Origin of the sequence: Halanaerobium saccharolyticum (assembly GCF_004362045.1) — a bacterium.
In the GTDB taxonomy this organism is placed as follows: Bacteria; Bacillota; Halanaerobiia; order Halanaerobiales; family Halanaerobiaceae; genus Halanaerobium; species Halanaerobium saccharolyticum_C.
Genome location: NZ_SNWX01000009.1, coordinates 1,083 through 26,954, shown reverse-complemented (window position 1 = coordinate 26,954; position 25,872 = coordinate 1,083). Strand labels below are relative to the sequence as shown.

Sequence of the window (25,872 nt, the reverse complement as noted above, 5' to 3'; positions counted from 1 at the left end):
ATTTAGGATTATTCAAAAAAGCCCGGGCGATAGAAACCCGCTGCCTCTGGCCGCCGGGAAATGCAGAGGATTTAAATCTGTCAGTTTATTGTTGTTTTAGGGATAAAATGTTATAATATTGAATATACCAGGTAATCCTGAGAAAGGAGAGGGTTATTATTTCTGAAAACAAAGTAAAAGTAGAAGATTTAAAAAGTGGAATGATAATTGATGAGGAAGTACGAAGTGAGTTTGGAGGAGTCTTAATCCCTCCCGGGACTGAGCTTAACAGGCGTCTGATTGCACAATTAAAAAATATGGATATTAAAGAAATTAAAGTTAAAACAGAAAAAGAAATAAAAGAGAAGATAAATAAGAAAAAAATCGCCAGAGAAAAGTATCAGCAGAACCTGGAAGATTTTTCGGAAACTTATAAAAAAGCTTATTATATGAAAAAGGTTGACTTTAAAACAGTAAAAAGCCTCTCCGAAGAGGCAATGGAAATCTCTGATTATCTTGATCTGGAAGATACTTTAAAAATGACCCGTGATATTGATAATTATACATATTCTCATTCCTTACATGTGGGTATTTTGGCCAATAAATTTGGTAAATGGCTGCATTTAAATGAAGGCAGACTCAGCAACCTGACGACTGCTGCTCTGCTGCATGATATTGGCAAAAGTAAAATAAAAAAAGCGATTTTAAATAAACCAGAAGCTCTGACAGAGGAAGAATACGAAGAAGCAAAAAAGCATTCCCAGTATGGTTATCAGCTGCTTAAAAAAAGCAACCGCTTTTCCAAAAGTATTATGGCCGGGATTTTAACTCATCACGAAAGATATGACGGCAGCGGTTATCCCCTGGGATTAAAAGGCAAAAAAATTCCTCTTTTTGGGAGAATCATCGCCATCTGTGATACCTTTGATGCGGTAACTACCGATCGTCCCTACCAGAAATCAGTTTCACCTTTTGCCGCTGTTAAAATGCTGGAAGAAGATTTTAATTCCTTTGATCATAAGTTAAAATCACTTTTTATCGAAAAAATCCCTTATTCTTTAATCGGTGATCAGGTAGAATTGAGTAATGGAGAGAGAGCGGTAATTGTTTTTATCAACTCCCGGAATCCAGAATCACCAATTGTCAGGGTTGACGAAAATTATATTGATCTTAATGACGAAAGTGAACTGAGTATTATAAGCCTGGTTAAAGATGTTGAAGAAGCAGAAAAAGCTGTAAAATTAAAAGAATAAATTATTTTGAGGGGATTTTATGAATTTTTTATCTTTTTTACCAACTGGAATCTTAATTTTGAATATAATTTTTATAGTTCTGCTGATTTTTTTTGAAAGAAAGGATCCCACTGCAACCTGGGCCTGGCTCCTGATTTTAACTCTGATTCCGGTGCTCGGTTTTATACTCTATCTCTTTTTTGGGCTTACCCCTAAAAAAAGAAGGGTTTATCAGCGCAAACAGCAGGCAGATGAACTTAAAAATAATAGACTTAAATATTTTAAGCGGACTGCCGAGGAACAGAAGGCAGGATTTGATCATCTGGAACAGAGCATTATGAGGCTCGGTATTCAGAGTGATCTCCCGGCAGAAATCGGATATAATCAGCTTAAAATATACAAAAATGGAGAGGAAAAGTTTAAAGATCTTTTTCAGGATTTTAAAAAGGCAGAGAAATTTATTCATGCCAATTATTTTATAATCAATAATGATCAGCTGGGAAACGAATTTATGCGAATTTTGACTAAAAAGGCAGCAGAAGGGGTAGAAGTGAGGCTGCTCTATGATAAAATGGGCTGCCGCAATCTTTCACGTTATGCTATTGTCAATTTAGAAGATGCTGGCGGAGAAGTTGTTTCCTTTGCTCCTTTTGTGCTGGATATCAATTATAGAAATCACCGCAAAAATGTAATTATTGACGGTCAGGTAGGTTATCTCGGCGGAATTAATATCGGTGATGAATATCTAGGCCGTTCTAAACGATTTGGAGACTGGCGGGATACTCACCTAAAAATTAAGGGAGAGAGTGTTGACAGTCAGCAGTATCGTTTTTTGCTGGACTGGAATTTTGCCTCAGGTGATGATCTGCTGGCAGAGGAAAAATATTTTCCTGAAAAAAAATACAAAGGTGATTCTGCGCTGCAGATTGTAAGCAGTGGTCCTGACTCCAGAGAAGAAGAAATTAAGGCAATGTTTTTAAAGATGATTTATGAGGCAGAAGAGACAATTTATATTCAAACCCCGTATTTTATTCCTGACCAGTCAATGCTGGAGGCCTTAATGCTGGCTTCTCGTGCGGGAGTTGAGGTTAAAATTATGGTTCCTGACCGGGGGGATCATCCTTTTGTTTATGCAGCCAATAATTCTTTTGTCGGTCAGCTTTTAGAAGCCGGGGCCCGCTGTTATCACTATACTAAAGGTTTTCTCCACAGCAAGACAATCTGTATTGACGGTCGGGTGCTTTCAATTGGAACCACCAATATGGATGTCCGCAGTTTTAAACTCAATTTCGAAATCAATGCCTTTATTTATGACAGGGAAAGAGCCGAATATCACGACCAACTTTTTGAGGAAGATTTAAAGTATTCTCAGGAGATCACAAAGGAACTTTATGAAAATAGAGGCTGGACCATGAAGCTCAGGGAATCTGTTTCCCGGCTTTTGTCACCAATACTTTAAGCTTAAAATTGAATAAGTTCAAATTTTAACTACAGGATTGGGAACTGGAGAAGGCAGAGGGGGTAAGAGATGACTGTTCACTATCGTAAATTGTATATCTATACTCTGGGAAATTTTTTAGTCAGGGGAGAAAATGAGATTCTTTTCTCCGGGGAAAACAAGTATTTAAATAAAAGATGGCGATTATTTTTACATCTATTGTTTAACAAGGGGAATAAGGTGACTGATAATGAGTTGATTAAGGAGCTGGATCTGGAGGAAAATGTTGAACCACACCAGTCTTTACGGGCTCTTGTCTATAGGCTGCGCAAAGATTTGAAGTTTACAAACAGCAAATTTATTTTGAGTGATCAGGGAGGATATCTTTTTAATCCCCAGAGTCATTTCTGGCTGGATACTGAATATTTTAGTGGGATGATCAAAAAAGCAAAAGGAGTGAAGGAAAAACATAGTTCTTTAAATTTTTATCAGGAAGCGGTTAATTTATATAAAGGTAAGTTTTTAGAAAATCAGCAGCTGACAAATGTTAAGATCAATAAACTGCGAGAAAAGTATCAGGAATTGTACAAGGAAGCTGTGACTCAGGCAGGAATGATTCTGATGGAGCAAAAAGATTATGAGAGAGCAATTGATATCTATGAAGAAGCTCTGCAGCTTAATCCTCTCTGTGTTGATTTTTATACAGGTCTAATTGAAGGCTATAAAAAATCAGGTAGACCTGATCTGGCCTTAACGAAAACAGAAGAGGCTATGCTCTATCTAAAAAATACCAATTTGCCGATGCCTGAAAATTTAAATACCGAAATTAATAATTTTTTTCAGGCAGATATCAGCGAAAATCCAGCTGATATACTGGAAAACAACAAACTGTGTCGAGGTGAAACTTTTGAATGCGGCCCCATGACTTTTTCCAGTATTTATTCTCTGGAAAAAAGGAGAAGCAAGCGCACAGATAAAGACATTTACCTTGTTCATCTTAAAATCAATGGGACTCAATCTCCCGCAAAGTTAACTAAGGCTGAAAAAATACTGCGGAATACGATTAATAAAAACCTGAGAGAAAATGATGTGGTTACCTGCTGGAAACCCCGCTATTATTTAATTTTGCTGGTGGACATAGTTCCAGAAGCAGTGGATAAAATTTTAAAAAGGATCAGAAAAGTCTATAATGATAATTTTTCTCCTGCTGAAACCAGTATTAGCTACAGCTATCAAAAAATTTAATATTTGACTTCAATTATCATTGAAATGCCGCCTTTGAGCGGTGTTTTTTTATGCCTAAATTAGGACTTAATTAAGGTATAATCAAATGACATTTACCGTGATATTTAATTAGAACAGTTATTATTATTGCTAAAAGTTGAGTAGATTGCTATAGTATAAATAACGACAAACAACAAAAAAATAGAAAGAGAAAAATATTTAGGAGGTGGTTAAAAAAGCAGTTCCAAAATGATCCAAAATACTAGCTTAAAGAAACACAAGTTTCAGAGGAGAAGAGTAGAAAACGAGTAGGGAAAAGTCTTTTTTTTGGAGATGCTGATCCGCTGTTTTTTAACTGGTCACCAATGGAGTGGCGGGGAGTCAGGGTGAAACCGACCAAAAAGGCAACAAAACCAAAAAGGAGGAAAAAAAATGAAACTTAATAAAAGATTTTTTGTATTAGCTTTAGTGGTATTTTTAGTAGTAGGTATGGGTTCAGCTGTGATGGCTCAGGATAATTATGGAGATGTTGATCAGGAAGGAAGCAACAATGGAGCCTATATCATGCAGGATTCAGATAATAAAGCATCTTATGATCAAGGCAACCACTATGGTACTATTTTCCAGTCTGGTAATTCAAACCTGGCAGGACAGGAAGCTTATGGTGCCAATAGTGTTTTAACAATAAATTCAGAGGGTTCTTATAACAAGGCTTATCAAACTCAAGGTCTCTGGGGGGTTGGTTCTGGTAGTACAGGAGATATTGATCAAACTGGAAACGGCAACTTTGCTGCTCAGTCATTTGGTCAGCAGGGTCAATATGCCAGAATTTATCAAGATGGAAATTATAATACTGCAACTCAGAATATGGACGAGGGTGTAGTTAATGAACAGCGTGCTTATCAGTATGGGGAGTGGAATGTATCTCATCAAAAAGCAACTGGTAAATATAACTTTTCTCAAGTAACTCAAGCTGGAGATTCCAACTTTGCGTTTGTTATGCAGTCTGCTGAGCATAATAATGCTGATGTTGTACAATCTGGTTTTGGAAATGCTGGTTTTGTTAACCAGTCAAGCAACAATAATGATGCGAATATAACACAATCAGGTAATAATAACGGAGCAACAATTATTCAAAATTAATATGATTAATCATTAGCTATTAAATTACTGGTCAAATATCTCGGGGATATATATTCCCGAGATCCAGTAATTTATTAGTCTAGATTAAGTTTATTTATTAAATTGTAGAAGTTGTCTGGATATATTAGCTAAATAAATATTCAGGCTTTTTTTAATTATTAATTATGTTTTACTAGTGATTATGTTCTATGCAGGAGGTGTTTAAATGTTAGATAATAATAAATTAATCATACTTGCCGTGATAATGACGGCGGTAATGATTTTAAGTGGTATTGCTCTAGCCCAGGCTCCACCAGGAAATCCAGAGGTAGAGTTCGAATATCCCGGTCAGGGAGAATTTAACGGCAGCTATAATCCTTTTTTAGACGAAGGAGAAGATAATCCCGGACAGGATAATGGATCTGGTGGAGAAGCTGGCCCGGGTTCTGGATATTTCGAGATGGATCAGGAAGCCTATATTTATCAATACGGAAGCCATAACCAGGGTGCAATTTATCAAAGTGGTAGAAATAGAGCAGGAATCAAACAGTTTGGCAGCAGTAATACTGCAGAGATTAACCAGCACGGAGAAAATAATATAGCGCTGATCAAACAGTTTGGCTCTGATAATATTAATGACATTGATCAAGATGGATTTAACAATATGGCTTTCAGTGCTCAATATGGTCAAAATAACTCAAGCCAGATAACTCAAAATGGTGATCACAATACTGCCGGTGTTTTACAGATCGGCGATAATAATCAGGCTAATATTGAACAGTATGGTAATGGTTTAGATCTAGAAGTTATGCTGGGATTATAGCAGTAAAAAGTAGTATCTTAGCTAAAACCGCTGTAAAATTTACAGCGGTTTTAGAAAAGATTCTTAAAGAAGGAGGAATAAAAATGAGGAGAAATAAGATTATCATCTTAACCTTAGTGACCATTTTATTTTGGGGAGGGTTTGCATCAGTCCAGGCTTCCCAGTATACAATGAGCTGGAGCTTCAGGACTTTTAACAATCCCAATGCCCGTCAGGTAGCAATTAATACAGCAGAAAAACAGGATGGTCTGGTAGAAGAAGATGAAGACCCAATAGAAAGGTTTAAAGAAAGCTTTGAGAGAAGGCTGATGAGTACTATGCAGCGGGAATTAATTGACCAAATCACAGGTGAGGAGTCTGTAATAGAAAAAAGTTATCAGACAGAAAATCTCGATATTTCTGTTATTGAAGAGCCTAATGGAGATGTAACATTAACAATTACAGATCTTAATACAGGAGAAACTTCTATTGTAACCTATTCTGCTGACGACTATTACTATTAATTTTCAGAAAAAAATAGATTTATAGGATTTAAGTAACGGAAAAAGAAAAGGGGGATAATATTATGAGAGTAAAATTAATTTTTATTATTATAGTTTCAGTTCTAGTTTTATCAGTCAATCCAGTCCAGGCACAGTCAGATCTAGATAGTAGACTGGCTTTAATTGAGGCTTCTCAGCAGCTGGAGGCAGAAAACGCAAAGGAACTAGGGCCGCGAAAACATAAATTTGGAGTTACTTTAAGTAATTTCAGTTCTGAAGGTAATCTGCTAAATCCTGGTTTTAGACTGGAAAACCAGCTGACAGGAACACGAGGAAGGGGCCTGAAGCTGATTTCGGAAGCATATTATCTGCGAGAAGAAGATGACTTTGCAGGATTTATTTCACTCGCCTTTGAGCCCCATCCACTTGGTTATTTTGGGGCCGGAGCAGAAGTAACAGGTAGAGCCAATTATCAGGTTTTTGCCGGGGTAAATATAACCGAAAATATTTTTGCAGAAGTTAAAGGAATCAATCCTGAAGAAAATGGTTCTGAGGAGACTGAAATCTACTTTGGCACCGGTTTTATGATCGGTTTTTAGTTCAAACACTTTAAAATCCAGTTTAATTCGAACAATTAATTATAGAAAAAAATATTATAGGAGTTAATTTAAATGAAGGAGGTTTAGAAAATGGGGAAATTAAAAAACAAATTTATTATTTCATTTTTTATTATATTTTTTCTGGCCGGAACTTTGCTGATTATTAGTTCTGCCGCCGTATTGGGTAGTGAGCATGGTGAAGATCTAGCGGCAGAAAAATCGGAAAAGCTGATGAAAGAAATTCTGGCAGATTATCAGTCGATTCTTTCTTCCACTCCCAATGTGACTCCTGCTACTCAGCTGCTGGCTGCTCTTCCAGAGCGAGAAGACAAACCAGCTGTAGCAGTTTACTCAATTGCTGACCGGACCGGACAAATTAAGGAGGAAGGTTCAGCGGTAGTTACCCAGGGTGCTACAGATATGATGATCACCGCTCTAAAAAGATCCCGCCAATTTAAGGTGCTGGACCGAGTTAACTTTGGAGATTTTATGAATGAGCAAAATTTAAAGACAAATGAAAGACTTGCCGGAGATGAAGGTCCCGGTATTGGTCAGATGATAGGCGCTGATTATATTATTCAGGGTGCAATAACAGAATATCAGGTTGATAGAAATACTGGTGGACTTGGCCTCAACATCGGTGGTTTAGGTGGCATCAAAGAATATGCTGTGGCCACTACAGCTGTTGACATCAGAGTACTTGATTCTACTACTGGAGAGGTAGTCTGGTCAGAGAGTTTAAAAGGAAAAATTGAAGGAGAACGAGTTGGAGTTCAGGCCTTTTCCTTTATGGGCAATAACATTGTAGAATTCGAAACCGGGCGTGGTAAACAGGAAGTTATTAATCTAATTATAAGAACCCTGTTAGAAGAAGCAGTATTCAAAATTTATCAGCAGGGAGTAATTTGATTTGCTGACAATAAAATATTTATAGAATCCTGATTTTCTTTTAAAGAGATCAGGATTTTTTGCTATTATAAAGCAACAAATACTGCAAAAATCTTAAAAAAATGTTACAATAAAGGAGATAATCCATAAATTTTGGGTAGAGGAGGATGTGAAAATGCGAGCTCAGGTTTTTTCAAGGGGAGAAAACAAACTTAAAGAGATCGAAATTACTGATCTTAACAAACCGGAGATAAACGAAAAATTTGTTAGTAAATGGCAGAACATTTTAAACTTAATTACCGATATGATAGAGGTGTCGGCTGCTTTAATAATGAAAATAAATGCGGAATCGATAGAAGTTTTTCTAAAGAGCCAGAATGAGTCAAACCCATATAACACCGGGGAAGAAAATATAATAGGTGATGGCCTGTACTGCGAAACAGTTCTGGCAGAGAATAAAGAACTCTATATTAAAAATGCTCTAAAAAATAAAGTCTGGAAGGATAATCCTGATGTGGGGCTGGATATGATATCTTATTACGGCCTGCCTATAAGCTGGCCGGATCAAAAATCATTTGGAACAATCTGCATTCTTGATAATAAGAGTCTGGAGCTGCAGAGTAAAGATAAAAAATTGCTGCAGGAATTCAAAAGAATTATTGAAGAAGATTTGGAGCTGCTGATTAAGCAGACAGAGTTAAGTGATCAGAAAAAACTTTTTGAAAATTTATTTAATAAATCTCTGGAAGGTATACTTCTGATGGATCAGGACTATAATGTGCTGAAGGCAAATCCAAAATTTGAAGAAATCTTTGGTTATTCCGAAGACGAGCTGTTAGCTAATAATATTGAAAATTTTATAATTCCTGAATCCGAAAAAGAAGATTTCTATAAATATAAAAACCAGGTATTAAAGAATAAGAATGTAGAAGTAGAAGTCAAAAGGAAGACCAAAACTGGAAAAATCAAATATTTTTCTTTGCATGTAATTAAAGTTGAATTACTGACTGGTAAAGTAGGGATTTATGCAGTTTATGATGATATAACTGCGAGAAAGAAAAAGGACAGAGAAATTAAAGAAATCAAAGAAAGACTGGAACTGGCCATCAGAGGCGCAAACGTAGGTGTCTGGGACTGGAATTTTAAGACTGACGAACTTAATTTTAATGAAAACTGGGCCAATATGTTAGAATATGATTTAGAAGAATTAGAAAATGATGTTAAAACCTGGCGCGATCTAGTTTTTGCTGAAGATAAAGAAAATATTGATAGAAGTTTAAAAGAACATTTTGAAGGAAGAAAAGAATTTTATGAAAATGAGCATCGCATCCAGACTAAATCCGGAGAGTTAAAATGGATAAGAGGTATTGGCAAAATAGTGGAACGTGATCAGGAGGGAAATCCGCTGAGGCTGGTCGGGATCCACCTGGATATTAATGATCAAAAACATCAGGAAAAGCAGATTAAATATCTTCTCTACAAAGATTCTCTAACAGATTTATATAACCGGAGATTTTTTGAAGAAGAAATGAAAAGACTGGATACCGAACGGCAGCTGCCAGTAAGTATTATTATGGCTGATGTTAATGGGCTTAAAATAATTAATGATAGTTTTGGTCATCAAAAAGGTGATGAACTGTTAGTTAAAACAGCTGAGATTTTGAAATCTTCCCTGAGAGATGAGGATATTTTAGCCCGCCAGGGTGGAGACGAATTTGCAATTATTTTACCACAAACAAGCAAAAAAGATGCTCAAAATATAATAAACAGGATTAATGAAAAATGTGAGAACACCGAAAATGATGAACTGACAGTGTCAATTGCCCTGGGCCTTGCTGCCAAGCAGAAACCGGAACCGGATCTTACAGAGATTTTAAAACAGGCAGATAATGAGATGTATCAAAATAAATTATCGGAGAGTAGAAGTACGAAGAGTAAAATAGTAAAAAGCCTGGTTAATACCTTAAATGAGAAGAGTAATGAAACAAAAGAACATTCCGAAAGAATGAGTGGGTTAGCTTATAAATTTGGAAAGTTTTTAGAATTAAATAATTCCCAGCTGCACAGATTATCGCTGCTCGGAACCTTACATGACATCGGAATGATCACAATACCGGAATCGATATTGAATAAAGCGGGGAAATTAACAGAGATCGAATGGGAAGTTGTAAAAAAGCATCCTGAGACAGGATTTGAAATCGCTTCTTCATCGGAAGAGTTTGTGACTATAGCTGAGGATATTTATGCACATCATGAACGCTGGGATGGCAGTGGTTATCCCCGCCAGCTGCAGGGGGAAAACATTCCTTATCTGGCCCGGATTATTACAATAGTAGATGCCTATGATGTTATGACTCATGCTGCTCCCTATAAAGAGGCTGTTTCAAAAAATGAGGCTCTGGAAGAAATAAGAGAGTGTGCCGGCAGTCAGTTTGAGCCAGAGTTAGCAGATGGTTTTATTAAATTTATGGAAAATGATTTAATTTAGGAAGGAAAATATTGCATAACAATAGTAAGGATTATCATTAAGCCAAGTCACTTAAACTGAAGGAGAGAAAGTTTAAATATATGCTGTAGTTTGGAGGTTAATTGGGGCTATTCAGGTAGCCTCAATTTTTAAATTAAATAACAAAAAAAGGTTTTATTCAATAAAAGCAGAAATAAACTAGTATAGAACAGTTTTGTGGTTGGGAAGTATTGGCCTGATGATTATTTAGCTTTTGAGTGTTATATTTTTGATATTAGTGAAGAAAAAAATAATGAGAAAAAATTACGGCAACAAAAAATAGAGTTAGCTGAATCTAACCAGCAGTTTGGATAGTGATTTTGATATAATTAGAGCCAATAAATATTTTTTAGAGATGTTTGAGTTTGAAACTATGGATATTATAGGGAAGAATTATCAGCAATGAAGATAACAGATATAAATACTATGAGTAAAGAGGAAGTAAAGGAAGAAATGAAAAGTGCAAAATCTAAAGATAAGCTATATTTTAATTTTAAGCACAAAATCTCAACTGGTGAGGTAAAAGAGGTTGAAGTATACAGCCAGCCGATACCTTTTGTCGAAAAAGATTATCTTTATTCAATAATACACGAAGCTAAATAATTGATAAATTGAAGGAGCTATATCAAATATGCAATTTAATTTAAAGCAGTTTTTAATATCAATTTCTTTTGTCTTAGATTATATTGAGATTGATATCTTAGATGATATTACCAATCACAGTAAACGAGTGGCTTATATAGCTTTAAAATTGGGAGAGATGTTTAATTTAACGGAAAAAGAACAGTTTTCATTATTGGCCTTTTCAATAATGCATGATATAGGTGGAGTTGAAAATAAAAAAGGGGTAAGTAAATCAGAATTGGAAAAAGCAAAAAGCCACTGTGTGATTGGCGAAAAAACAATTAATAAATTTCCGCTGATCAGTGAATATGAAAATATTATTTTATATCATCATGAAAACGTAGATGGTAGTGGCTTCTTCAACAAAAAGGGCAATGAAATTCCTTTGTTTTCTCAGATCATTTCTTTAGCTGATTTTTTCGAGCTAAATTATGATGGGGATCCGGATCGAAGTGTTTTAGTTTCTCAGGTTAGTGAACAAATAGACATAAGATTTTCAAAAAGGATGATCAATGCATTTAGGCAGATAATTAAGCAGGAAAATTTTTGGCTTAACTTAGAAGATATATTTATATTAGATGCAGTAAAAGAAGAAAGCGGTGTTTGTCAAGAAAGTTGTCGCATTTAGTTAAAAATTTCTTTGAATAACACTCCTGCAGAAGCTCATTTAAGAGCTCTGCTGGTTGAGATATTTTTCTACTTCAGCAGTATCCATTGGATTTAAAGTTACATATTCTGGCAGGGTCCAATCTCTAATATCCCCTGACCATCTTTCTGGATGTTCTGCTTTAGCTTTTAAATATGTTTCAGTTCTCTTTTTCATGATCTCTATATCAAGCCCGTAATGTCTTTGGTAGGGCGTTAAAAATTTAATTCCGCTATGCAAATGCTGATGATTATACCAGCGGACAAAATCAGCTACCCATTCTCTGGCCTCACTTAGGTTTTTAAAGCCTTTGTTAGGATAAACTGGTCTATATTTCATTGTCTTAAATAATGACTCAGAATAAGGATTATCATTACTTACTCTTGGTCTTGAAAAGGAACTCTGTACTCCCAGTTTCTCCAGTGTCGCTAGAAATGTTGCTGCTTTCATTGGACTTCCATTATCAGAGTGTAGTACAAGAGGTTTATCTTTTGCTGCTATGCCCTGAGACAGGGAAGCTTTTCTGATCAGTCTTTTAGAATACTCAGCATTTTCTGTTTCCCAGACTTCATAAGCTACTATCATTCTGCTGAACATATCAACGATTAAATAGAGCTTAAAGAAACTGCCTTTAATCATCGCATTCAACCAGGTGATATCCCAGGTCCAGACCTGGTTAGGAGCAGTAGCAATATGAGTAGGAGCTTCTCGTTTTACAGGTTCTTTGCTTTTAGCTCGATGCGTATTCATTTTTTCCTTATCTAAGACTCGAAAAAAGGTGGATTCTGAAGCTATATATTTACCCTGACTAGCAAGTTTAGGAACAATTTGAGAAACTGGTAAGTCTGCAAATTCTTTGCTGTTTGAAACTTCAACTATTTCTTTTCTTTCAGCTTCAGTTAATTTGTTTTTGGGTTCTGGTCTTTCAACCAAAGGTCTCTGATCTTCTTTAACAGTACCATCTTTAGACCATCGTTGATAGGTCCTCTGTGATATATTCAGCTCCTCACAGGCTTTAAATTTTCTGCAGCCATTTGCATGTGCTTCATCGATTAGTTCTACTGCTTTTTTGCGATCTGAAATTTCTATTAGTCGTCCTCTGGGTCCCCCCAGATCGCTCGGGCCTTTTTTCTGAGCACCAGTAATGCTGCAGTTTCAGCAAGAGCTTTTTCCTTTTCGCGAAGTTCTTTTTCAAGTTCTTTAGCTTTCTTTTGTTCTTTTTTAAGGTTATCTTTCAGTTCTTTAGGATCTTCAAATTTGTTTTCATTGGCGTTCTGACACTGCTTAATCCAGCTTTTTAGTTCTTCGACATGGATGCCTTTTTCACGGCAGTATTTAGCTGTTTCAAGTTCTGAGAGACTTGCCGTTTCTAAAACAGCCTGAAACTTATCTTTGGAAGTCCATTTTCTTGCTTTTTTATTACTTGTTGGATTACTCTTTAAAACCTTAGATCTCCAGGTGTAGAGGGTATTAACTGGTATATTAGTTTCTCTAGCTATATCAGGTGCTTTTTCAGCATTAGGTGGAGCCAGTCTTTTAAATATGGATTCTTTCAATTTTTTGGAATAAACTTTTCTTGGCATTGTAATTCTCCTTAGGATTTATTGTCGTTACTCTATTATACACAGATTTTGTGCCCCACGACAACTATCCTAACACATAGGGAAAGTCCTGATTACTTAGTGGATTATTCATATCAAGATTTACATAAAATAACAGCTATATTTTCTGAGATTATTGACTCTAAATCAAAGTATACCAGACACCACTCACAACAGTTAAGTGAAAAGGCAAGTATAATTGCTGAACATTATGGTTTTAGTGAAGAAAAGAGGCAGCAATTAATTGTTGCTGCTGATCTACATGATCTGGGTAAATTGGCTATTTCTAATTCAATATTAAATAAACCAGGGAGACTAACCAAACCGGAATATCAAAAGGTAAAGGCTCATAGTTTTTATACCAGAAAAGCTTTAGAACAAATAGAAGGATTGGAAGAAGTAGCTAGATGGGCCGGGAACCATCATGAAAAAAATGATGGCAGTGGTTATCCGAAAGGATTGAAAGAAGAAAAACTTGATTTTCCTTCTCAGATACTAGCAGCTTTAGATATTTATCAGGCGCTGAGGGAGAAAAGACCGTATAGAAATTGTTTAAGTCATCAGGAAGCTGTGGAGATATTAAATAGAATGGCTGGAGAAGGAAAACTAAATGTCAGAGTAAGCAAAGATATAGATAAAATCTTTAAATCAAATTAGATAAGTGAGGTCTGTTATATGAAACTGAAAATAATTTTTTTAAAAGCAGCTGTTATTTGCTGCTGATCTGCTGCAAAATATATTGAAGAAGACAGGAAAAATGTAAAGAGATTAATAATATTATGTAATGGAGGAACAGGTATGAATATTCGTAAAAAAGCACTTAAAATAATAATGATAACTGTACTTGTTCTGCTGGTAGTATTATTACTGATGAGTAGAGTTTTAATATTAAATGAATTTAAAGAAATTGAGAAAAATCAGGTGGAAAATGATATTAGTCTTCTGCAGATGATTTTAAATCAGGAGTTAGAAAGAATTAATACAATAAATGGTGACTGGGCTCCCTGGGATGATACATATCAATTTATTAATGATCGCAATAATAGGTATATTGAGAACAATTTAGGTGATGAGACTCTCAAAAATCTGGACCTTAACTTTATGGTTTTTGTTGATAGTAATAATAATTTAGTTTATAGTAAGCAAGTTGACCTGCATCAGCAGGATGCAGACAGCTTAAGTAAAGGAATGCTGGATTATCTGCTGGCTAAAAACAGCAAAATAGAATTTAGTGATAATCGGGATTATACTGCCGGAGTAATTATTTATCAGGATCAACCATACTATATTTCTTTCCGACCAATATTAAAAAGCGAATTTACAGGAGAACAGAATGGTGTTTTAATTATGGGAAAACATCTGGATTCTCACTTTCGCAGCAATCTGGCAGAAAGTTTGAATATGACTGTAGAAATTAAAGTAACTGATTCTGCTAACAAACCTGGATCAAATTACAAAAAGGTACCCGACTCTTCAATTTTAAAAGATGGGATAAGCCAGATAAATCCAATTAATAGGGAGTATATAGCCGGTGATCTGGTGGTTAAAGACCTTTCCGGTAACTATCGCTTAAGATTTAGATTAATAGAACCAAGAAATGTATATGCTCAGGGTCTAAAAAGTTTGTATTATCTAATCTTTGTATTTTTATTAAGCAGTGCTTTATTTTCTTTTGTAATTTTTTATCTTCTAAATAAAACAATATTTATCCATAATGATGAACAGCAGGTTTTGCTAAACACCATACCGGCCCGGATTTTCTTAAAAGACAGGGACCTAAACTATATCTCAGCAAAAAATGGATTTCGGCTTCTCATGGAGTCTATCGGGATAATTCCGGCAATATAAAAGGGCTGGTTGGTATAATTATGGATATTACCGAGCAGTACAGGCTTAAGGTGTTGGCCTATCAGGATTATCTGACAGAACTGCCCAATAGAGCAAGGTTTATTGAGTATTTCGAAGAACTGGTAAACAAAGATAAAAAAACTTTCAGTATCATTTATCTGGATCTTGATCGTTTCAAACTGATTAATGATTCTTTTGGCCATGATGCCGGAGACAAATTTTTAAAAAATATTGCAGCAAAAATGAAGGACTTAGTGGGCCCGGAAGATATGGTCGCCAGATTTAGTGGGGATGAGTTTGCTTTTGTTTTTGTAGACTTAGAAGATCTAGAACAAATTAAGCAAAAATGCAGAGAAATTTTAAAAGCCATAGAAGAACCGTGGGAATATTTTGATCAGGAATTTCAGATTAAAGCCAGTGCCGGGATTGTCAATTATCCTGATGATGGAGAAAACATCAGTATATTATTGAGAAATGTAGACCTTGCAATGTACTATGCTAAAGAAAATGACCTGGATTTTAAGGTCTTTACTGACAATTTAAGCGAAAATTTTATAGAGCAGTTAACTATGGAAAATGATCTCAGAATGGCTGTCGAAAAGAATGAACTGGAAGTATATTATCAGCCATTATTGACTTTAGATACTGGTAAGATAAATACCATGGAGGCTCTGCTGCGCTGGGAATATCCCAAACAGGGATTTATTTCTCCGGCTCAGTTTATACCACTGGCAGAAAAAAGTGGCTTGATTATTCCAATTGGAAAATGGGTTTTAAGACAGACCTGTCAGCAGATAAAAGAATGGAGTAGTTCTTATAATAAGGAAATGAGAGTAGCCGTAAATATTTCCAGTATCCAGATTGAACAATTAAAATTTATTGATGATGTCCGGAGTATAATTAAGGAGACAGGTGTTGATCCCTGCCGGTTGGAATTTGAAATTACCGAAAGCGTTTTGATGATTGAACCGGAATTAGTGCTGGCAAAATTAAACAAACTCAAAGAGCTGGGGATTAAAATCTCACTCGATGATTTTGGAACTGGTTACTCCTCACTTAGTTATCTAAAGAAATTCCCAATTGATAAACTAAAAATTGATAGGTCATTTATTATGGATTTAACTGTTGATAATTATGAGACAGGTATTGTAAAAGCCATCCTGGACCTGGCTAAAAACATGGAACTAACGGTAACGGCCGAGGGTGTAGAAACACTTGCCCAGCTGAATCTTTTAAAGAAGCTTAAATGCGATAAAATTCAGGGTTACTATATCAGCAGACCAATACCTGCCGCAGAATTTGAACAGGAATTTTTAAAAAAGGAATAAGTGGGCGGATTCCGCTGATGAAGAGTGACCAGAAGATGGTTAAACGGGTTAAAGAAACTATTGAACTGGAAGATAAGCTGGATGCCGATCAAAAATTCAAGAATAATTTGGCTGCATTAACTATAGTGTTATGTGACAAATTTTTAAGCAGTGAAAATATGATAGAACTATGGAGGGATCGCAAAATGGTAAAATTTTTTAAATATGTAGAAGAGCAGGGCAAGAAAAAAGGGAAAGAAGAAGGAAAAATCGAAGGCAAGATTGAGGGTAAACAGGAAGAAGCAAGATTAATTTTGATGAGGCAAATTAAGGCTAAATTTGGTGATACAGATAATGAAATCATTAATTTAATTAATGAGGCTGAGCTGAGTAAAATTGAAGATTTAAGTGAAAAAATAGTAACTACAAATTCGGAGTCAGAACTAATAGATTTTTTAAAGCATTAAATAGCAGCAAGTAAATTAACCGGCCGGGATTAAAACCTCAGCCGGTTTTATTTTGCTTCAGGAGTTTATGTTTTTACCGGAATGTGGATATTTTGTAGAAAAAATTATGAGCGAAAAACAGAATTTGGAACTTAAACTTTAAACAGACGATGTTAATTGGTAACAATCTGTCGAAAAATGATTTATTATGTAAGAATTTAGAAGTATAATTTTAATTATATATGTGATATAATTAACATAATAAACAAGTCAACTAAATATTTGGCAAAATCATTGAAAAATGGTGACGCAAAGCTATGGGTCTAAGGGATTTTAATATCTATGACTGCCAGGCTGCCTGTGATAAATTATTATCATCGTATTGAATAAATACTAAGGCAGAAGAGCTTAAGTATTTATTTTTTTTATTAATACAGGAAAATTATTACTTTTATTAATAAAGATTACTGATTAAATTATAGTTTATTTAATTACCAGTAACTTACATTTTAGATAAAAGGATAATCATTTGAGTTAAAGTAGATTAGTGTCAATATTAGTTAACTAAAACATTCAAGGGGGAGACTAAATGTTTAAAAGCTTAAAAGGGAAAATGATACTTATTATTGCGGTTATGATTCTGATTCTAATGGTGGGCAGTTCAGCAGCATTTAATAATTTTATTAGTGAGCTTATTCAGGATTCAACTGCTGATAGTTCATTAAACAGCGCGGAGCAGAACGCAAAGATTGTATTCGAATGGCTTTCTGGTTTAAAAGCTCAGATGGAGGATTTTGCGAATGCCGAACGGGTAAAGTCAATGAACTGGTCAGAGCAGAGTGATTTTTTATCACAATTTAATAATCCTGATATCGAATCAATTTTGATAGTGGATACTACCGGTAGTGGTAATATTTTAAATGGTGGCAGCATAGATATTTCTGATCGCCAATACTTTCAGGAAGCAATTTCAACCGGGAAAACAGCAATTTCTATTCCGATGACAAGTAGAATTTCGGGTGATAAGGTTATAGTTATTGCAGTTCCCATAATCGAAAATAATAACCTGGTGGGAGTGATGGGGGGGACAGTAAAAAGTGAATACTTACAGTCTTTAATAAATGAGATGGAGATTGGTGGTTTTGGCTATGGCTGGATTATAGATCAACAAAAAAGAACAATTGCCCATCCAGGGGACCAGTATATAGGTAATACAGATATTTTAACGGGACAGCCTGATCTGCAGAGTCTAACCGAAAAAATGGTCCAGGGTGGTTCTGGAACAGGAGAATATACATATAACGGAGTCGAAAAAGAATTAGCCTATGCCCCTGTGGGACTGGCAGGCTGGGTTGTGGCTATGACAGCAGACGAAAGTGATGTGCTGGCAGAATTAGTTACTTCCAGAAATATGAGTATCTGGATAGCAGCAATTGCATTACTTATTGGAATTATTATAACTTATTTTATTGCCAGTTATATTGCAAACCCCATTCTTAAAGCGGTTAAAACGGCTGACAGTATTGCCCAGGGTAACCTGGCAGTTGACGATCTTGAAATAGATAGAAATGACGAAATTGGATTGTTAGCTTCATCTTTAAATAAAATGAAAGAAAATCTAAATGAAATACTTTCTAAATTTGCAAATATTGCCGAAAATCTTTCTGCTTCCAGTGAAGAATTATCTGCCTCGGGAGAGGAAGTAGCTACCGCCGCCACTCAGGTAGGACAGTCTATTCAGCAGGTTGCATCTGGTGCTGAAGAACAGTCAGCCCAGGTAGAGGAAACAACCAGTAAAATTGATGAGCTTATAGATCAGATAGAAAATGTAACCTTAATGTCCAGAGATATGGAAAAACAGGCAGATCATGTTATGAATAATATTGAGGATGGAAATGGATCAATAGATAATTCTGTTGCTCAGATAGAAAACGTAAAGGGAAACACTAAAGAAATCGCGAATACTATCAATAATCTGGGAGACTTATCAAATAAAATTGGTGAGATAGTAAACTTGATTAATAATATAGCAGCTCAGACCAATCTTTTAGCTTTAAATGCTGCTATTGAAGCAGCCAGAGCAGGAGACGCCGGCCGTGGATTTTCCGTTGTTGCTGATGAGATAAGACAGCTGGCAGAAGAATCAGAAGATGCTACAAATCAAATTGGAGGACTGGTAAGAGAAATCCAGAGTGGAGTTGGCAGTGCAGTAACCAGGATGGACGCTACCGAAGAAGTTGTAAATGGCAGTGTTGATGCAATTAGAAATACAGGTAAGTCATTCGAAGCAATTAATTCAGCAGCCTTAAGCTTGAGAGATTTAATTGAGAATATTAATGATCGCTCAGAAAAGGTAAGTGCCAATGGTAAAGATGTCGAAGCAACAATAAAAGAAATTGCTTCAGTAAGTCAGGAAGCAGCCAGCAATGCAGAAGAAGTAGCAGCAGCCAGTGAAGAACAGAGTGCTTCTACAGAAGAAATTGTAAGCGCATCTGAAGATTTAACAAGAATGGCAGTTGAATTAACAGAAGTGATTAAGAAATTTAATCTGTAAGAGCTTAAAAAGGAAGTGTTATTCAGTGAGTGATTATGACAGGAATATATCTAAAAACATGTCAGAAGAGTATTTTGATTTTCTTGATCAAGCTCCTATAGGAATTTTTAGAACCACTTTTAATGATAAAATCGAATATATTAATTCTAGTATGGCTGAGATGATGGGAGCTGAGAATGTTGAACAAGTTTTAGTAAATTATCAGTGTCTCAGTCAGGACTTTTATGTTGATTCAGAAAAAAGAAATGAATTTTTAGAAAAATTAAAGAAACAAAATGAGCTTAAAAATTTTGAATATCAGGCATATAAAATAAATGGAGAAAAGTTCTGGGTAAGTATGAATGCCAGAGTTGTCTCTTCAAAAAATAATGATGAAAATAAAATTGAAGGTTTTGTGATCGATATTACTGAGCGAAAAGAGCAGGAGATAGAGCTCAGGAACCAGAAAGAAGAACTGGCTGCCTCAAATGAGCAGCTTTCAGCCTATAACGAAGAAGTTATTGCAATGAATGAAGAACTGGAACAGTCTTTTGCCGAAATAAATAATCTAAATCAAAGATTTGTAAATATGATAGAGCTCGTATCTAATATGGAAAATAAGACCTTTATGAGTGAAGAAGATTTTTTCTCAGATCTTCTGCAAAATGCAATTGAAATAGTTCCTGAAGCAGATTATGCTAAAATGGTGATTGTTAATCAAAATGATAATTATGTTTTTATTGATGCAGTCGGACATGAGATAGAATTATTAAAAAAGTTAGAAATAGAAAAAGATTTATTTTACAATTTTAAAGGGAAGGATATCTACCAGACCAGAGACTACTTTTTAAATGTTGATAAAATGGAAACATCTCAGAGAGAAATTTTAAAGCAGGCTTTAAAACCGATAAAAGATTCCCTGTATATAAATATTGATGTTGACAGCCAGGTTGTGGGGAGACTGGCTCTTGATATTAAACAGGGCAGCAGCAGAGAATTTAGTGATACAACCAGAAAAATCCTGGAATCTTTTTCGACCCTGGCCTCTGTTTTTTTTGCCTTTAAAAGATTTGATAATCTGCAGACTAACTTTACCAGAGAATTGATCACTTCAATTATCAAAATAATGGAGATTTATGACCTTTACACAAAGGGCCATTCGGAAAATGTAGCCGAAATCGCTTCTGCTATCGCCAGAGAAATGGATCTTCCTAAAAAAACAATCAAAACCACCTACTGGGCAGGACTTGTCCATGATATTGGTAAGTTACTAGTGCCGCTGGATATTATTAATAAAAAGGGTAAATTGTCTGAGCGCGAATATCAATTGATTAAAAAGCACCCGGTCTGGGGTAGTGAAGCACTTTCTAAATCTGAGTCCTTAAAATCTATTTCAGAATATATCTTATATCATCACGAAAAATGGGATGGCAGTGGTTATCCAGAAGGAATTGCAGGAGATAAAATCCCGATCATCTCACAGATTCTGGGGGTAGCAGACGCCTGGGATGCAATGTTATCTAAACGAGCATACCGTGATCCTCTAAGTATTGAGACCGCTTTAGAGGAAATACAGAAAAATAAGGGAAGTCAATTTTCACCACAGGTGGCGGAAGCCTTTATCCAGATTGTAAAAAGCAACAGAATTGACAGTCTGAAAAAAGATGTTTTAAAAGATGAGATAAATAGTTCGCAAACCGAAAAATATTCTCTGGATAAAAAAGAATACTTTGAGGATTTATTTGAAGAATCAAAGGAAGGAATTGTAATTTTAGATGTTGACTTTAATATCATAAGGGCAAATGATTATTTTCTTGAAATGTTTGAGTACAGTAGAAAAAAGATAATTGGAAAAAATATTAAACAGATAGTTCCGGAAACCAAAAAGCTGGAAACAGAAATATATATTGACAGACTGCTCGCAGGACAAAGAGTTAGTTCCCGCAGTATTAGAGAAAAATGTGAAGGCGCAAAAATTGAAGTTTCAATCCAGGCTTTTCCGATTTCTTTAGCAGGAGAAAATGCCGGTTATTATGTTATTTATAGAGATTTAACTGAGCTGGAAGATACAAAAAGAAAGTATGAAAATATTAAAGACAGATATCAGGCGCTTTTCGAAAATGAGTTCACAATAATGCTGATCATTGATCCTGACACTGGGAAAATTGTTGATGCAAATCCTGCAACGATCCAATTTTATGGCTGGAGTAAAGATCAGCTGACTTCAATGGAAATCACAGATATTAATGTACTAAAAAAAGATGAGGTAATCAGAGAAATGAAGGAAGCCAGGCAGAAAAATAAAAATTATTTTATTTTTAAACATAAACTTTTTAATGGTGAGATCCGGGATGTTGAGGTTTACAGCCAGCCAATTCTTTTTGGAGAAAAAGAATATCTTTACTCGATTATTTATGAGTCGAGGGAGGATTGATTTTAGGATTAAAGTGGAAATGCTGTATCAGCAGAAATTTGCAGGTAGATGTTAATTTAAAGTATTTTTAACCGTCCTTTTTTCGGGGCGGTTTTTTTATTCAGCTTTTTATTAATTTTTAACTTTATTTCCAAATTATTCTATGATATACTTTAATTAGTATAAATATTAGAAATGGAGGAAAATTAATGCAGGAACAGTTTGATGTTACAGCTCATAACTATGATTTTGTTTTTAAAGACTCTTTTAATCTTTTTAAAAATGATATTGGCGATTTCTTAAAGGTGGAGCTGCCTGGAATTGATTCTTATTTGGAGACTGAATTTGCTGAGATTGAAACAAATACAGAGAGGATGGATTTGAATTTCAAACTGGAAGATGGATCAATCTTACATTTAGAAGAAGAAATAGAGGTTTCGGTTGATGATCTGATTCGTTTTGCTTCCTATGACTTAAAGTTGTATAATAGATATAGAGACAGGATTCGGACCATAATTTTATGTATTAAGGGATATCCTGCTTCAGAGGCAGCTTTTGATGCCGGCAGTCTAGGGTATAATACAATTGTTGTTAACATGTCTGATAAAGATGGTAAAGAAAAGCTGAAAGAATTAAAAGAAAAAATAGAAAAGAAGGAAAAGATTAATTATCTTGACTTAATATTTCTTCCGCTAATGAAGAGTGATCAGAAGATGGTTAAACGGGTTAAAGAAACTATTGAACTGGAGAAGAAACTGGAGATAGAAAAAAATTTAAAAAATAATATTGTTGCTTTGACATTTGTATTATGTGATAAATTTTTAAGTAAGCAAGAAATCTCAGAAATATGGAGGGATTACAAAATGGTTAAAATATTGAAATATGCAGAAGAACAGGGCAAGATAGAAGGCAAAATTGAAGGGAAACAGGAAGAAGCACGATTAATCCTGATGAGGCAAATCAAGGCTAAATTTGGTGATACAGATAATGAAATTATTGCTCTAATTAATGAGGCTGAGCTAAATAAAATTGAAGATTTAAGTGAAAAAATAGTAACTACAAATTCAAAGGCAGAATTAATAGACTTTTTGAAACATTAATTTGAATATAAAAATATTAATTACACCGGTTGGAGTTAAAAATTCAGCCGGTTTTATTTATTAAAGAGAAAATGAAGGGGCAAAAGCCAGTGAAATTAAAGGATAAAACAGAATATGTAGAAGAGATATTTGATAACAGATCTATAAGTGAGATAACCATCAATAAAAGCAAATTTAATAACTGCAGTTTTAAAAATACCCGCTTAAAAGAAATAATGACCAGAGAATGTAATTTTGTCGAATGTGACTTTTCCAATTCTTATTTAAATGCCTCAGTTCATGAAAATTCAACCTTTTTAAATTGTAACTTTGAGGGAGCCAAGTTATTTAATGCAGACTTTGTAGACTGTAGAATGGTTGGTGCAGACTTAATTGGTGCTGATTTGACTGCACTAAAAATAATTGGTGGAGACTGGTCCTATGTTATATTTAGACATAATAATCTGTCGGGATTTGATTTAAGGGGAATAAAGTTTGCTGGCGCAGATTTTTATGGCTGCAATTTAAAAGAAACTGATTTTAGAGAGTCTGATTTAAGTGGTGCGGTTTTAACAGAAGCAAAAATTAGTGGGTCCAATCTGCGGGAAGCTAAGATTGCTGGTATTGATTTTAAAAACATAGATTTAAAGAATGTACATCTAGATTATATGCAGGCAGGGATAATAGTTGAATCTCTGGGAGCTTTGATAGAATAGAATATTGCAGAAAGTTTAAAGCCGGGATCTTGATATAAGATTCCGGCTTTTTATCCAGTATAATGCAGGAATACAAAGTCTGATGTATAATATAAGTATTATCACTATAATGATGTCTGAGGTGAACAAACTATGGGAAGAGATGATCAATTAATGGAGACTTTAATCGATAAATTATCAACATGGGTTGTAATAGTTGATCAACAGGGCCAGCTTTTATTTACCAACCAGACTATTAGAGAGATGACTGGATATACAGAAGCTGAAATTAAAACAATGGAAGACTGGTACAAAAAGGCTTATCCAGATCCAGAATCTAGAGAAAAAGTCAAAAAACATTTTCAATATGATATAGAAAATAATATTAAAGATAGAACCTATAAGATTACAACTGCTGCTGGTGATTATAAATATTTCAATTTCCGTTATTCTAACTTAGATGATGGGAAAATACTCTTTGAGATTATAGATATTTCGCATCGGATAAAGCAGAAACAGGAATTAAAAGAGCTTAAAGAAAGATTGGAACTTGCTCTAGAGGGTGGTAATATTGGGATCTGGGATTGGAATCCTGCTAATGATACAGTACATTTCAATGATAATTGGGCCCAAATGTTGGGATATGAGCTTTCTGATCTGGATAATAACCTTAATACCTGGCTGGATTTAGTTCATCCTGATGATAAAGATCAGGCCTTAAAGGATGTCAAAGATCATCTGGAAGGTAAAACCAATAAATATCAGAATGAACATCGTGTTAAAATTAAGTCCGGAGATTGGAAGTGGATCAGAGATATTGGGAAGGTAACAGAAAGAGATGAAAGTGGAAATGCTGTCCGGGTTGTAGGAGTTCACATAGATATAGATCAGGAAAAAAGAGCTGCAGAAGAAATAAAACACCTTTCCAACCATGATGAATTAACAGGACTGTATAACAGAAGATTTTTCAATGAAGAGCTTAAGCGATTGAATAATTCCAGAAAATATCCGATCAGTATTATTGTTGGAGATATGAACAGGTTAAAAGAAATTAATGATAATTACGGTCACAGCATGGGTGATAGGTATATTAAAAGAGCTGCCGAGGCAATCCAAGACTCCGTCCGAACTGAAGATATTGTTGCCCGAATTGGTGGAGATGAGTTTGCAATCATCTTGCCTGATACCAATTATTCCAGGGCAGAGGATGTTGTTGATAGGATATTAAAGAGGCTTGAAGAAGACAATAAGATTGAGGAGCTGCCGATACCATTGACTATCGCGTTGGGCTCCGAGACAACAGATGGTAATAATCAGAATCATAGCGTTAAAGATATTAGAAAATGTTATAATAAAGCTGATGAAAAAATGTATGAACAGAAATTTTCGGGTAGATATTGAGAGTTTTACTGGTTTTAATAAAAATTAGATAAGTGAGGTCTGTGATATGAAACTAAAAATAATATTTTTAAAAGCAGCCGTTGTTTTCACCGGGATTATAGTCTCAATTTTATTATTATTTTTTCTGGCAGCAGTTTTTAGTGATGGAGGAGCAGGGAGTACCAAAATGGCTTATGTACTCTATGGTATTGCGACAATTATGACTCTCAGCTTAATTCCATTTATTGCTGTCTTATATCAGATGTTTAAACTTTTAAGTTATGTCGACTCAGAAAATGTTTTCTCAAACTCAGCAGGGGAGAGTTTAATTAAGATAAAAAAATATGCCTATATAATCAGTATAATGTATGCCCTGATGATGCCTCTGGTCTTTATTGTGGCAGAAGTTGATGATGCTCCTGGTGCTATATTATATGGGATGATCCTGGTTCTGGCACCACTAGTTATTGCCTTTTCTGCTGATGTGCTGCAAAAGTTATTAAGAAAGTAATTAGTATGCTTATCCAAAACTATAATATTTAACTTTATTTCCAAATTATTCTATAAAGTGTTTTGCTTCCTATGACTTAAAGTTGTATAATAGATATAGAGACAGGATTCGGACCATAATTTTATGTATTAAGGGATACCCAGCTTCAGAGGCAGCTTTTAATGCTGGCAGCCTGGGGTATAATACAACTGTTGTTAATATGTCTGATAAAGATGGCAAAGAAAAGATGAAAGAATTAAGAGAAAAAATTGAGAAAGGGGAAGAAATTAATTATCTTGAATTAATATTTCTTCCGCTGATGAAGAGTGACCAGAAGATGGTTAAACGGGTTAAAGAAACTATTGAACTGGAGAAGAAACTGGAGATAGAAAAAAATTTAAAAAATAATATTGTTGCTTTGACATTTGTATTATGTGATAAATTTTTAAGTAAGCAAGAAATCTCAGAAATATGGAGGGATTACAAAATGGTTAAAATATTGAAATATGCAGAAGAG

23 protein-coding genes, 1 pseudogene and 1 riboswitch are annotated in these 25,872 nt (G+C 34.9%); of the genes and pseudogenes, 22 read left to right on the top strand and 2 right to left on the bottom strand.

The genetic code is table 11. The features are described 5' to 3' along the window. The first annotated feature begins 200 nt into the window (after positions 1 to 200). The 11 genes from DFR79_RS07250 to DFR79_RS07200 all read left to right on the top strand — a co-directional run bounded on the left by DFR79_RS07250 (position 201) and on the right by DFR79_RS07200 (position 11,545). On the top strand, positions 201 to 1,232 hold the full coding sequence (locus DFR79_RS07250; protein WP_133514841.1) for an HD-GYP domain-containing protein: 1,032 nt from the start codon (positions 201 to 203) through the stop codon (positions 1,230 to 1,232). 19 nt (positions 1,233 to 1,251) lie between these two features. Further along, positions 1,252 to 2,670: a cardiolipin synthase gene (gene cls, locus DFR79_RS07245; protein WP_133514840.1), complete on the top strand. Its 1,419-nt coding sequence runs from the start codon at positions 1,252 to 1,254 to the stop codon at positions 2,668 to 2,670. Between the two features lie 69 nt (positions 2,671 to 2,739). After that, the gene (locus DFR79_RS07240; protein WP_133514839.1) at positions 2,740 to 3,894 is read left to right on the top strand and encodes an AfsR/SARP family transcriptional regulator; all 1,155 of its coding nucleotides are present in this window, start codon (positions 2,740 to 2,742) and stop codon (positions 3,892 to 3,894) included. A 411-nt stretch (positions 3,895 to 4,305) separates the two neighbouring features. Continuing rightward, complete coding sequence (locus DFR79_RS07235) at positions 4,306 to 5,016, top strand: hypothetical protein (protein WP_133514838.1); 711 nt, start codon at positions 4,306 to 4,308, stop codon at positions 5,014 to 5,016. Between the two features lie 205 nt (positions 5,017 to 5,221). Next, on the top strand, positions 5,222 to 5,818 hold the full coding sequence (locus DFR79_RS07230) for a hypothetical protein (RefSeq protein WP_133514837.1): 597 nt from the start codon (positions 5,222 to 5,224) through the stop codon (positions 5,816 to 5,818). 83 nt (positions 5,819 to 5,901) lie between these two features. Further along, positions 5,902 to 6,321 (top strand): curli assembly protein CsgF, encoded by a 420-nt coding sequence (locus tag DFR79_RS07225; protein ID WP_133514836.1) that lies wholly within the window; start codon positions 5,902 to 5,904, stop codon positions 6,319 to 6,321. 62 nt (positions 6,322 to 6,383) lie between these two features. After that, entirely contained in the window at positions 6,384 to 6,899 is a 516-nt protein-coding gene (locus DFR79_RS07220) for a hypothetical protein (protein ID WP_133514835.1), read from the top strand. Between the two features lie 90 nt (positions 6,900 to 6,989). After that, a complete protein-coding gene (locus DFR79_RS07215; protein ID WP_243727735.1) occupies positions 6,990 to 7,808 on the top strand; it encodes a CsgG/HfaB family protein in 819 nt (272 codons plus the stop codon). 154 nt (positions 7,809 to 7,962) lie between these two features. Further along, on the top strand, positions 7,963 to 10,275 hold the full coding sequence (locus tag DFR79_RS07210) for a sensor domain-containing diguanylate cyclase/phosphohydrolase (RefSeq protein WP_133514834.1): 2,313 nt from the start codon (positions 7,963 to 7,965) through the stop codon (positions 10,273 to 10,275). 420 nt (positions 10,276 to 10,695) lie between these two features. Beyond that, a complete protein-coding gene (locus DFR79_RS07205; protein ID WP_133514833.1) occupies positions 10,696 to 10,896 on the top strand; it encodes a hypothetical protein in 201 nt (66 codons plus the stop codon). A 28-nt stretch (positions 10,897 to 10,924) separates the two neighbouring features. Further along, positions 10,925 to 11,545, top strand: coding sequence for an HD-GYP domain-containing protein (locus DFR79_RS07200; RefSeq protein ID WP_133514832.1), 621 nt, complete (start codon positions 10,925 to 10,927; stop codon positions 11,543 to 11,545). Between the two features lie 39 nt (positions 11,546 to 11,584). Here DFR79_RS07200 and DFR79_RS07195 read toward each other — a convergent pair whose 3' ends face one another. Both DFR79_RS07195 and DFR79_RS07190 read right to left on the bottom strand, forming a co-directional pair. Beyond that, positions 11,585 to 12,646 (bottom strand): IS3 family transposase, encoded by a 1,062-nt coding sequence (locus tag DFR79_RS07195; protein WP_279512873.1) that lies wholly within the window; start codon positions 12,644 to 12,646, stop codon positions 11,585 to 11,587. 5 nt (positions 12,647 to 12,651) lie between these two features. Then, a complete protein-coding gene (locus DFR79_RS07190) occupies positions 12,652 to 13,146 on the bottom strand; it encodes a transposase (protein WP_133514830.1) in 495 nt (164 codons plus the stop codon). Between the two features lie 99 nt (positions 13,147 to 13,245). On the opposite strand from DFR79_RS07190, the gene DFR79_RS07185 reads away from it, so the two are divergent. The 11 genes and pseudogenes from DFR79_RS07185 to DFR79_RS16100 form a co-directional block, all read left to right on the top strand. After that, on the top strand, positions 13,246 to 13,821 hold the full coding sequence (locus DFR79_RS07185; RefSeq protein WP_166638005.1) for an HD-GYP domain-containing protein: 576 nt from the start codon (positions 13,246 to 13,248) through the stop codon (positions 13,819 to 13,821). A 141-nt stretch (positions 13,822 to 13,962) separates the two neighbouring features. Continuing rightward, positions 13,963 to 15,012 carry a CHASE4 domain-containing protein gene (locus DFR79_RS07180; protein WP_133514828.1) on the top strand — a complete coding sequence of 350 codons (1,050 nt, stop codon included), beginning with the start codon at positions 13,963 to 13,965 and terminating at the stop codon, positions 15,010 to 15,012. A gap of 20 nt (positions 15,013 to 15,032) precedes the next feature. Beyond that, positions 15,033 to 16,340, top strand: a complete 1,308-nt coding sequence (locus DFR79_RS07175) for a putative bifunctional diguanylate cyclase/phosphodiesterase (RefSeq protein ID WP_133514827.1) — start codon at positions 15,033 to 15,035, stop codon at positions 16,338 to 16,340. A gap of 17 nt (positions 16,341 to 16,357) precedes the next feature. Further along, complete coding sequence (locus tag DFR79_RS07170) at positions 16,358 to 16,786, top strand: DUF4351 domain-containing protein (protein WP_133514826.1); 429 nt, start codon at positions 16,358 to 16,360, stop codon at positions 16,784 to 16,786. A 253-nt stretch (positions 16,787 to 17,039) separates the two neighbouring features. Then, positions 17,040 to 17,127: riboswitch (cyclic di-GMP riboswitch) on the top strand. Between the two features lie 227 nt (positions 17,128 to 17,354). Further along, positions 17,355 to 19,319, top strand: coding sequence for a methyl-accepting chemotaxis protein (locus DFR79_RS07165; protein ID WP_133514825.1), 1,965 nt, complete (start codon positions 17,355 to 17,357; stop codon positions 19,317 to 19,319). Between the two features lie 25 nt (positions 19,320 to 19,344). Then, on the top strand, positions 19,345 to 21,732 hold the full coding sequence (locus DFR79_RS07160) for a PAS domain S-box protein (RefSeq protein WP_133514824.1): 2,388 nt from the start codon (positions 19,345 to 19,347) through the stop codon (positions 21,730 to 21,732). A gap of 188 nt (positions 21,733 to 21,920) precedes the next feature. Continuing rightward, positions 21,921 to 22,811, top strand: coding sequence for a DUF4351 domain-containing protein (locus DFR79_RS07155; protein ID WP_133514823.1), 891 nt, complete (start codon positions 21,921 to 21,923; stop codon positions 22,809 to 22,811). A gap of 89 nt (positions 22,812 to 22,900) precedes the next feature. Continuing rightward, positions 22,901 to 23,506, top strand: coding sequence for a pentapeptide repeat-containing protein (locus DFR79_RS07150; protein ID WP_166638004.1), 606 nt, complete (start codon positions 22,901 to 22,903; stop codon positions 23,504 to 23,506). Between the two features lie 132 nt (positions 23,507 to 23,638). Next, entirely contained in the window at positions 23,639 to 24,886 is a 1,248-nt protein-coding gene (locus tag DFR79_RS07145; protein ID WP_133514821.1) for a sensor domain-containing diguanylate cyclase, read from the top strand. A gap of 46 nt (positions 24,887 to 24,932) precedes the next feature. Beyond that, entirely contained in the window at positions 24,933 to 25,376 is a 444-nt protein-coding gene (locus tag DFR79_RS07140) for a DUF2975 domain-containing protein (RefSeq protein ID WP_133514820.1), read from the top strand. Positions 25,377 to 25,458: 82 nt separating this feature from the next. Beyond that, positions 25,459 to 25,872 (top strand): annotated as a pseudogene (locus DFR79_RS16100) (hypothetical protein); the annotation flags it as partial.

Excerpts from the sequence above, each read along its gene's own strand:
- DFR79_RS07175 (WP_133514827.1), top strand. The coding sequence starts at position 15,033 with ATGGATATTACCGAGCAGTACAGGCTTAAGGTGTTGGCCTATCAGGAT.
- DFR79_RS07140 (WP_133514820.1), top strand. The coding sequence starts at position 24,933 with ATGAAACTAAAAATAATATTTTTAAAAGCAGCCGTTGTTTTCACCGGG.
- DFR79_RS07215 (WP_243727735.1), top strand. The coding sequence starts at position 6,990 with ATGGGGAAATTAAAAAACAAATTTATTATTTCATTTTTTATTATATTT.
- DFR79_RS07170 (WP_133514826.1), top strand. The coding sequence starts at position 16,358 with ATGAAGAGTGACCAGAAGATGGTTAAACGGGTTAAAGAAACTATTGAA.
- DFR79_RS07205 (WP_133514833.1), top strand. The coding sequence starts at position 10,696 with ATGAAGATAACAGATATAAATACTATGAGTAAAGAGGAAGTAAAGGAA.
- DFR79_RS07200 (WP_133514832.1), top strand. The coding sequence starts at position 10,925 with ATGCAATTTAATTTAAAGCAGTTTTTAATATCAATTTCTTTTGTCTTA.
- DFR79_RS07210 (WP_133514834.1), top strand. The coding sequence starts at position 7,963 with ATGCGAGCTCAGGTTTTTTCAAGGGGAGAAAACAAACTTAAAGAGATC.
- cls (WP_133514840.1), top strand. The coding sequence starts at position 1,252 with ATGAATTTTTTATCTTTTTTACCAACTGGAATCTTAATTTTGAATATA.
- DFR79_RS07230 (WP_133514837.1), top strand. The coding sequence starts at position 5,222 with ATGTTAGATAATAATAAATTAATCATACTTGCCGTGATAATGACGGCG.
- DFR79_RS07250 (WP_133514841.1), top strand. The coding sequence starts at position 201 with ATGATAATTGATGAGGAAGTACGAAGTGAGTTTGGAGGAGTCTTAATC.
- DFR79_RS07220 (WP_133514835.1), top strand. The coding sequence starts at position 6,384 with ATGAGAGTAAAATTAATTTTTATTATTATAGTTTCAGTTCTAGTTTTA.
- DFR79_RS07155 (WP_133514823.1), top strand. The coding sequence starts at position 21,921 with ATGCAGGAACAGTTTGATGTTACAGCTCATAACTATGATTTTGTTTTT.
- DFR79_RS07165 (WP_133514825.1), top strand. The coding sequence starts at position 17,355 with ATGTTTAAAAGCTTAAAAGGGAAAATGATACTTATTATTGCGGTTATG.
- DFR79_RS07240 (WP_133514839.1), top strand. The coding sequence starts at position 2,740 with ATGACTGTTCACTATCGTAAATTGTATATCTATACTCTGGGAAATTTT.
- DFR79_RS07225 (WP_133514836.1), top strand. The coding sequence starts at position 5,902 with ATGAGGAGAAATAAGATTATCATCTTAACCTTAGTGACCATTTTATTT.
- DFR79_RS07190 (WP_133514830.1), bottom strand. The coding sequence starts at position 13,146 with ATGCCAAGAAAAGTTTATTCCAAAAAATTGAAAGAATCCATATTTAAA.
- DFR79_RS07145 (WP_133514821.1), top strand. The coding sequence starts at position 23,639 with ATGGGAAGAGATGATCAATTAATGGAGACTTTAATCGATAAATTATCA.
- DFR79_RS07180 (WP_133514828.1), top strand. The coding sequence starts at position 13,963 with ATGAATATTCGTAAAAAAGCACTTAAAATAATAATGATAACTGTACTT.
- DFR79_RS07235 (WP_133514838.1), top strand. The coding sequence starts at position 4,306 with ATGAAACTTAATAAAAGATTTTTTGTATTAGCTTTAGTGGTATTTTTA.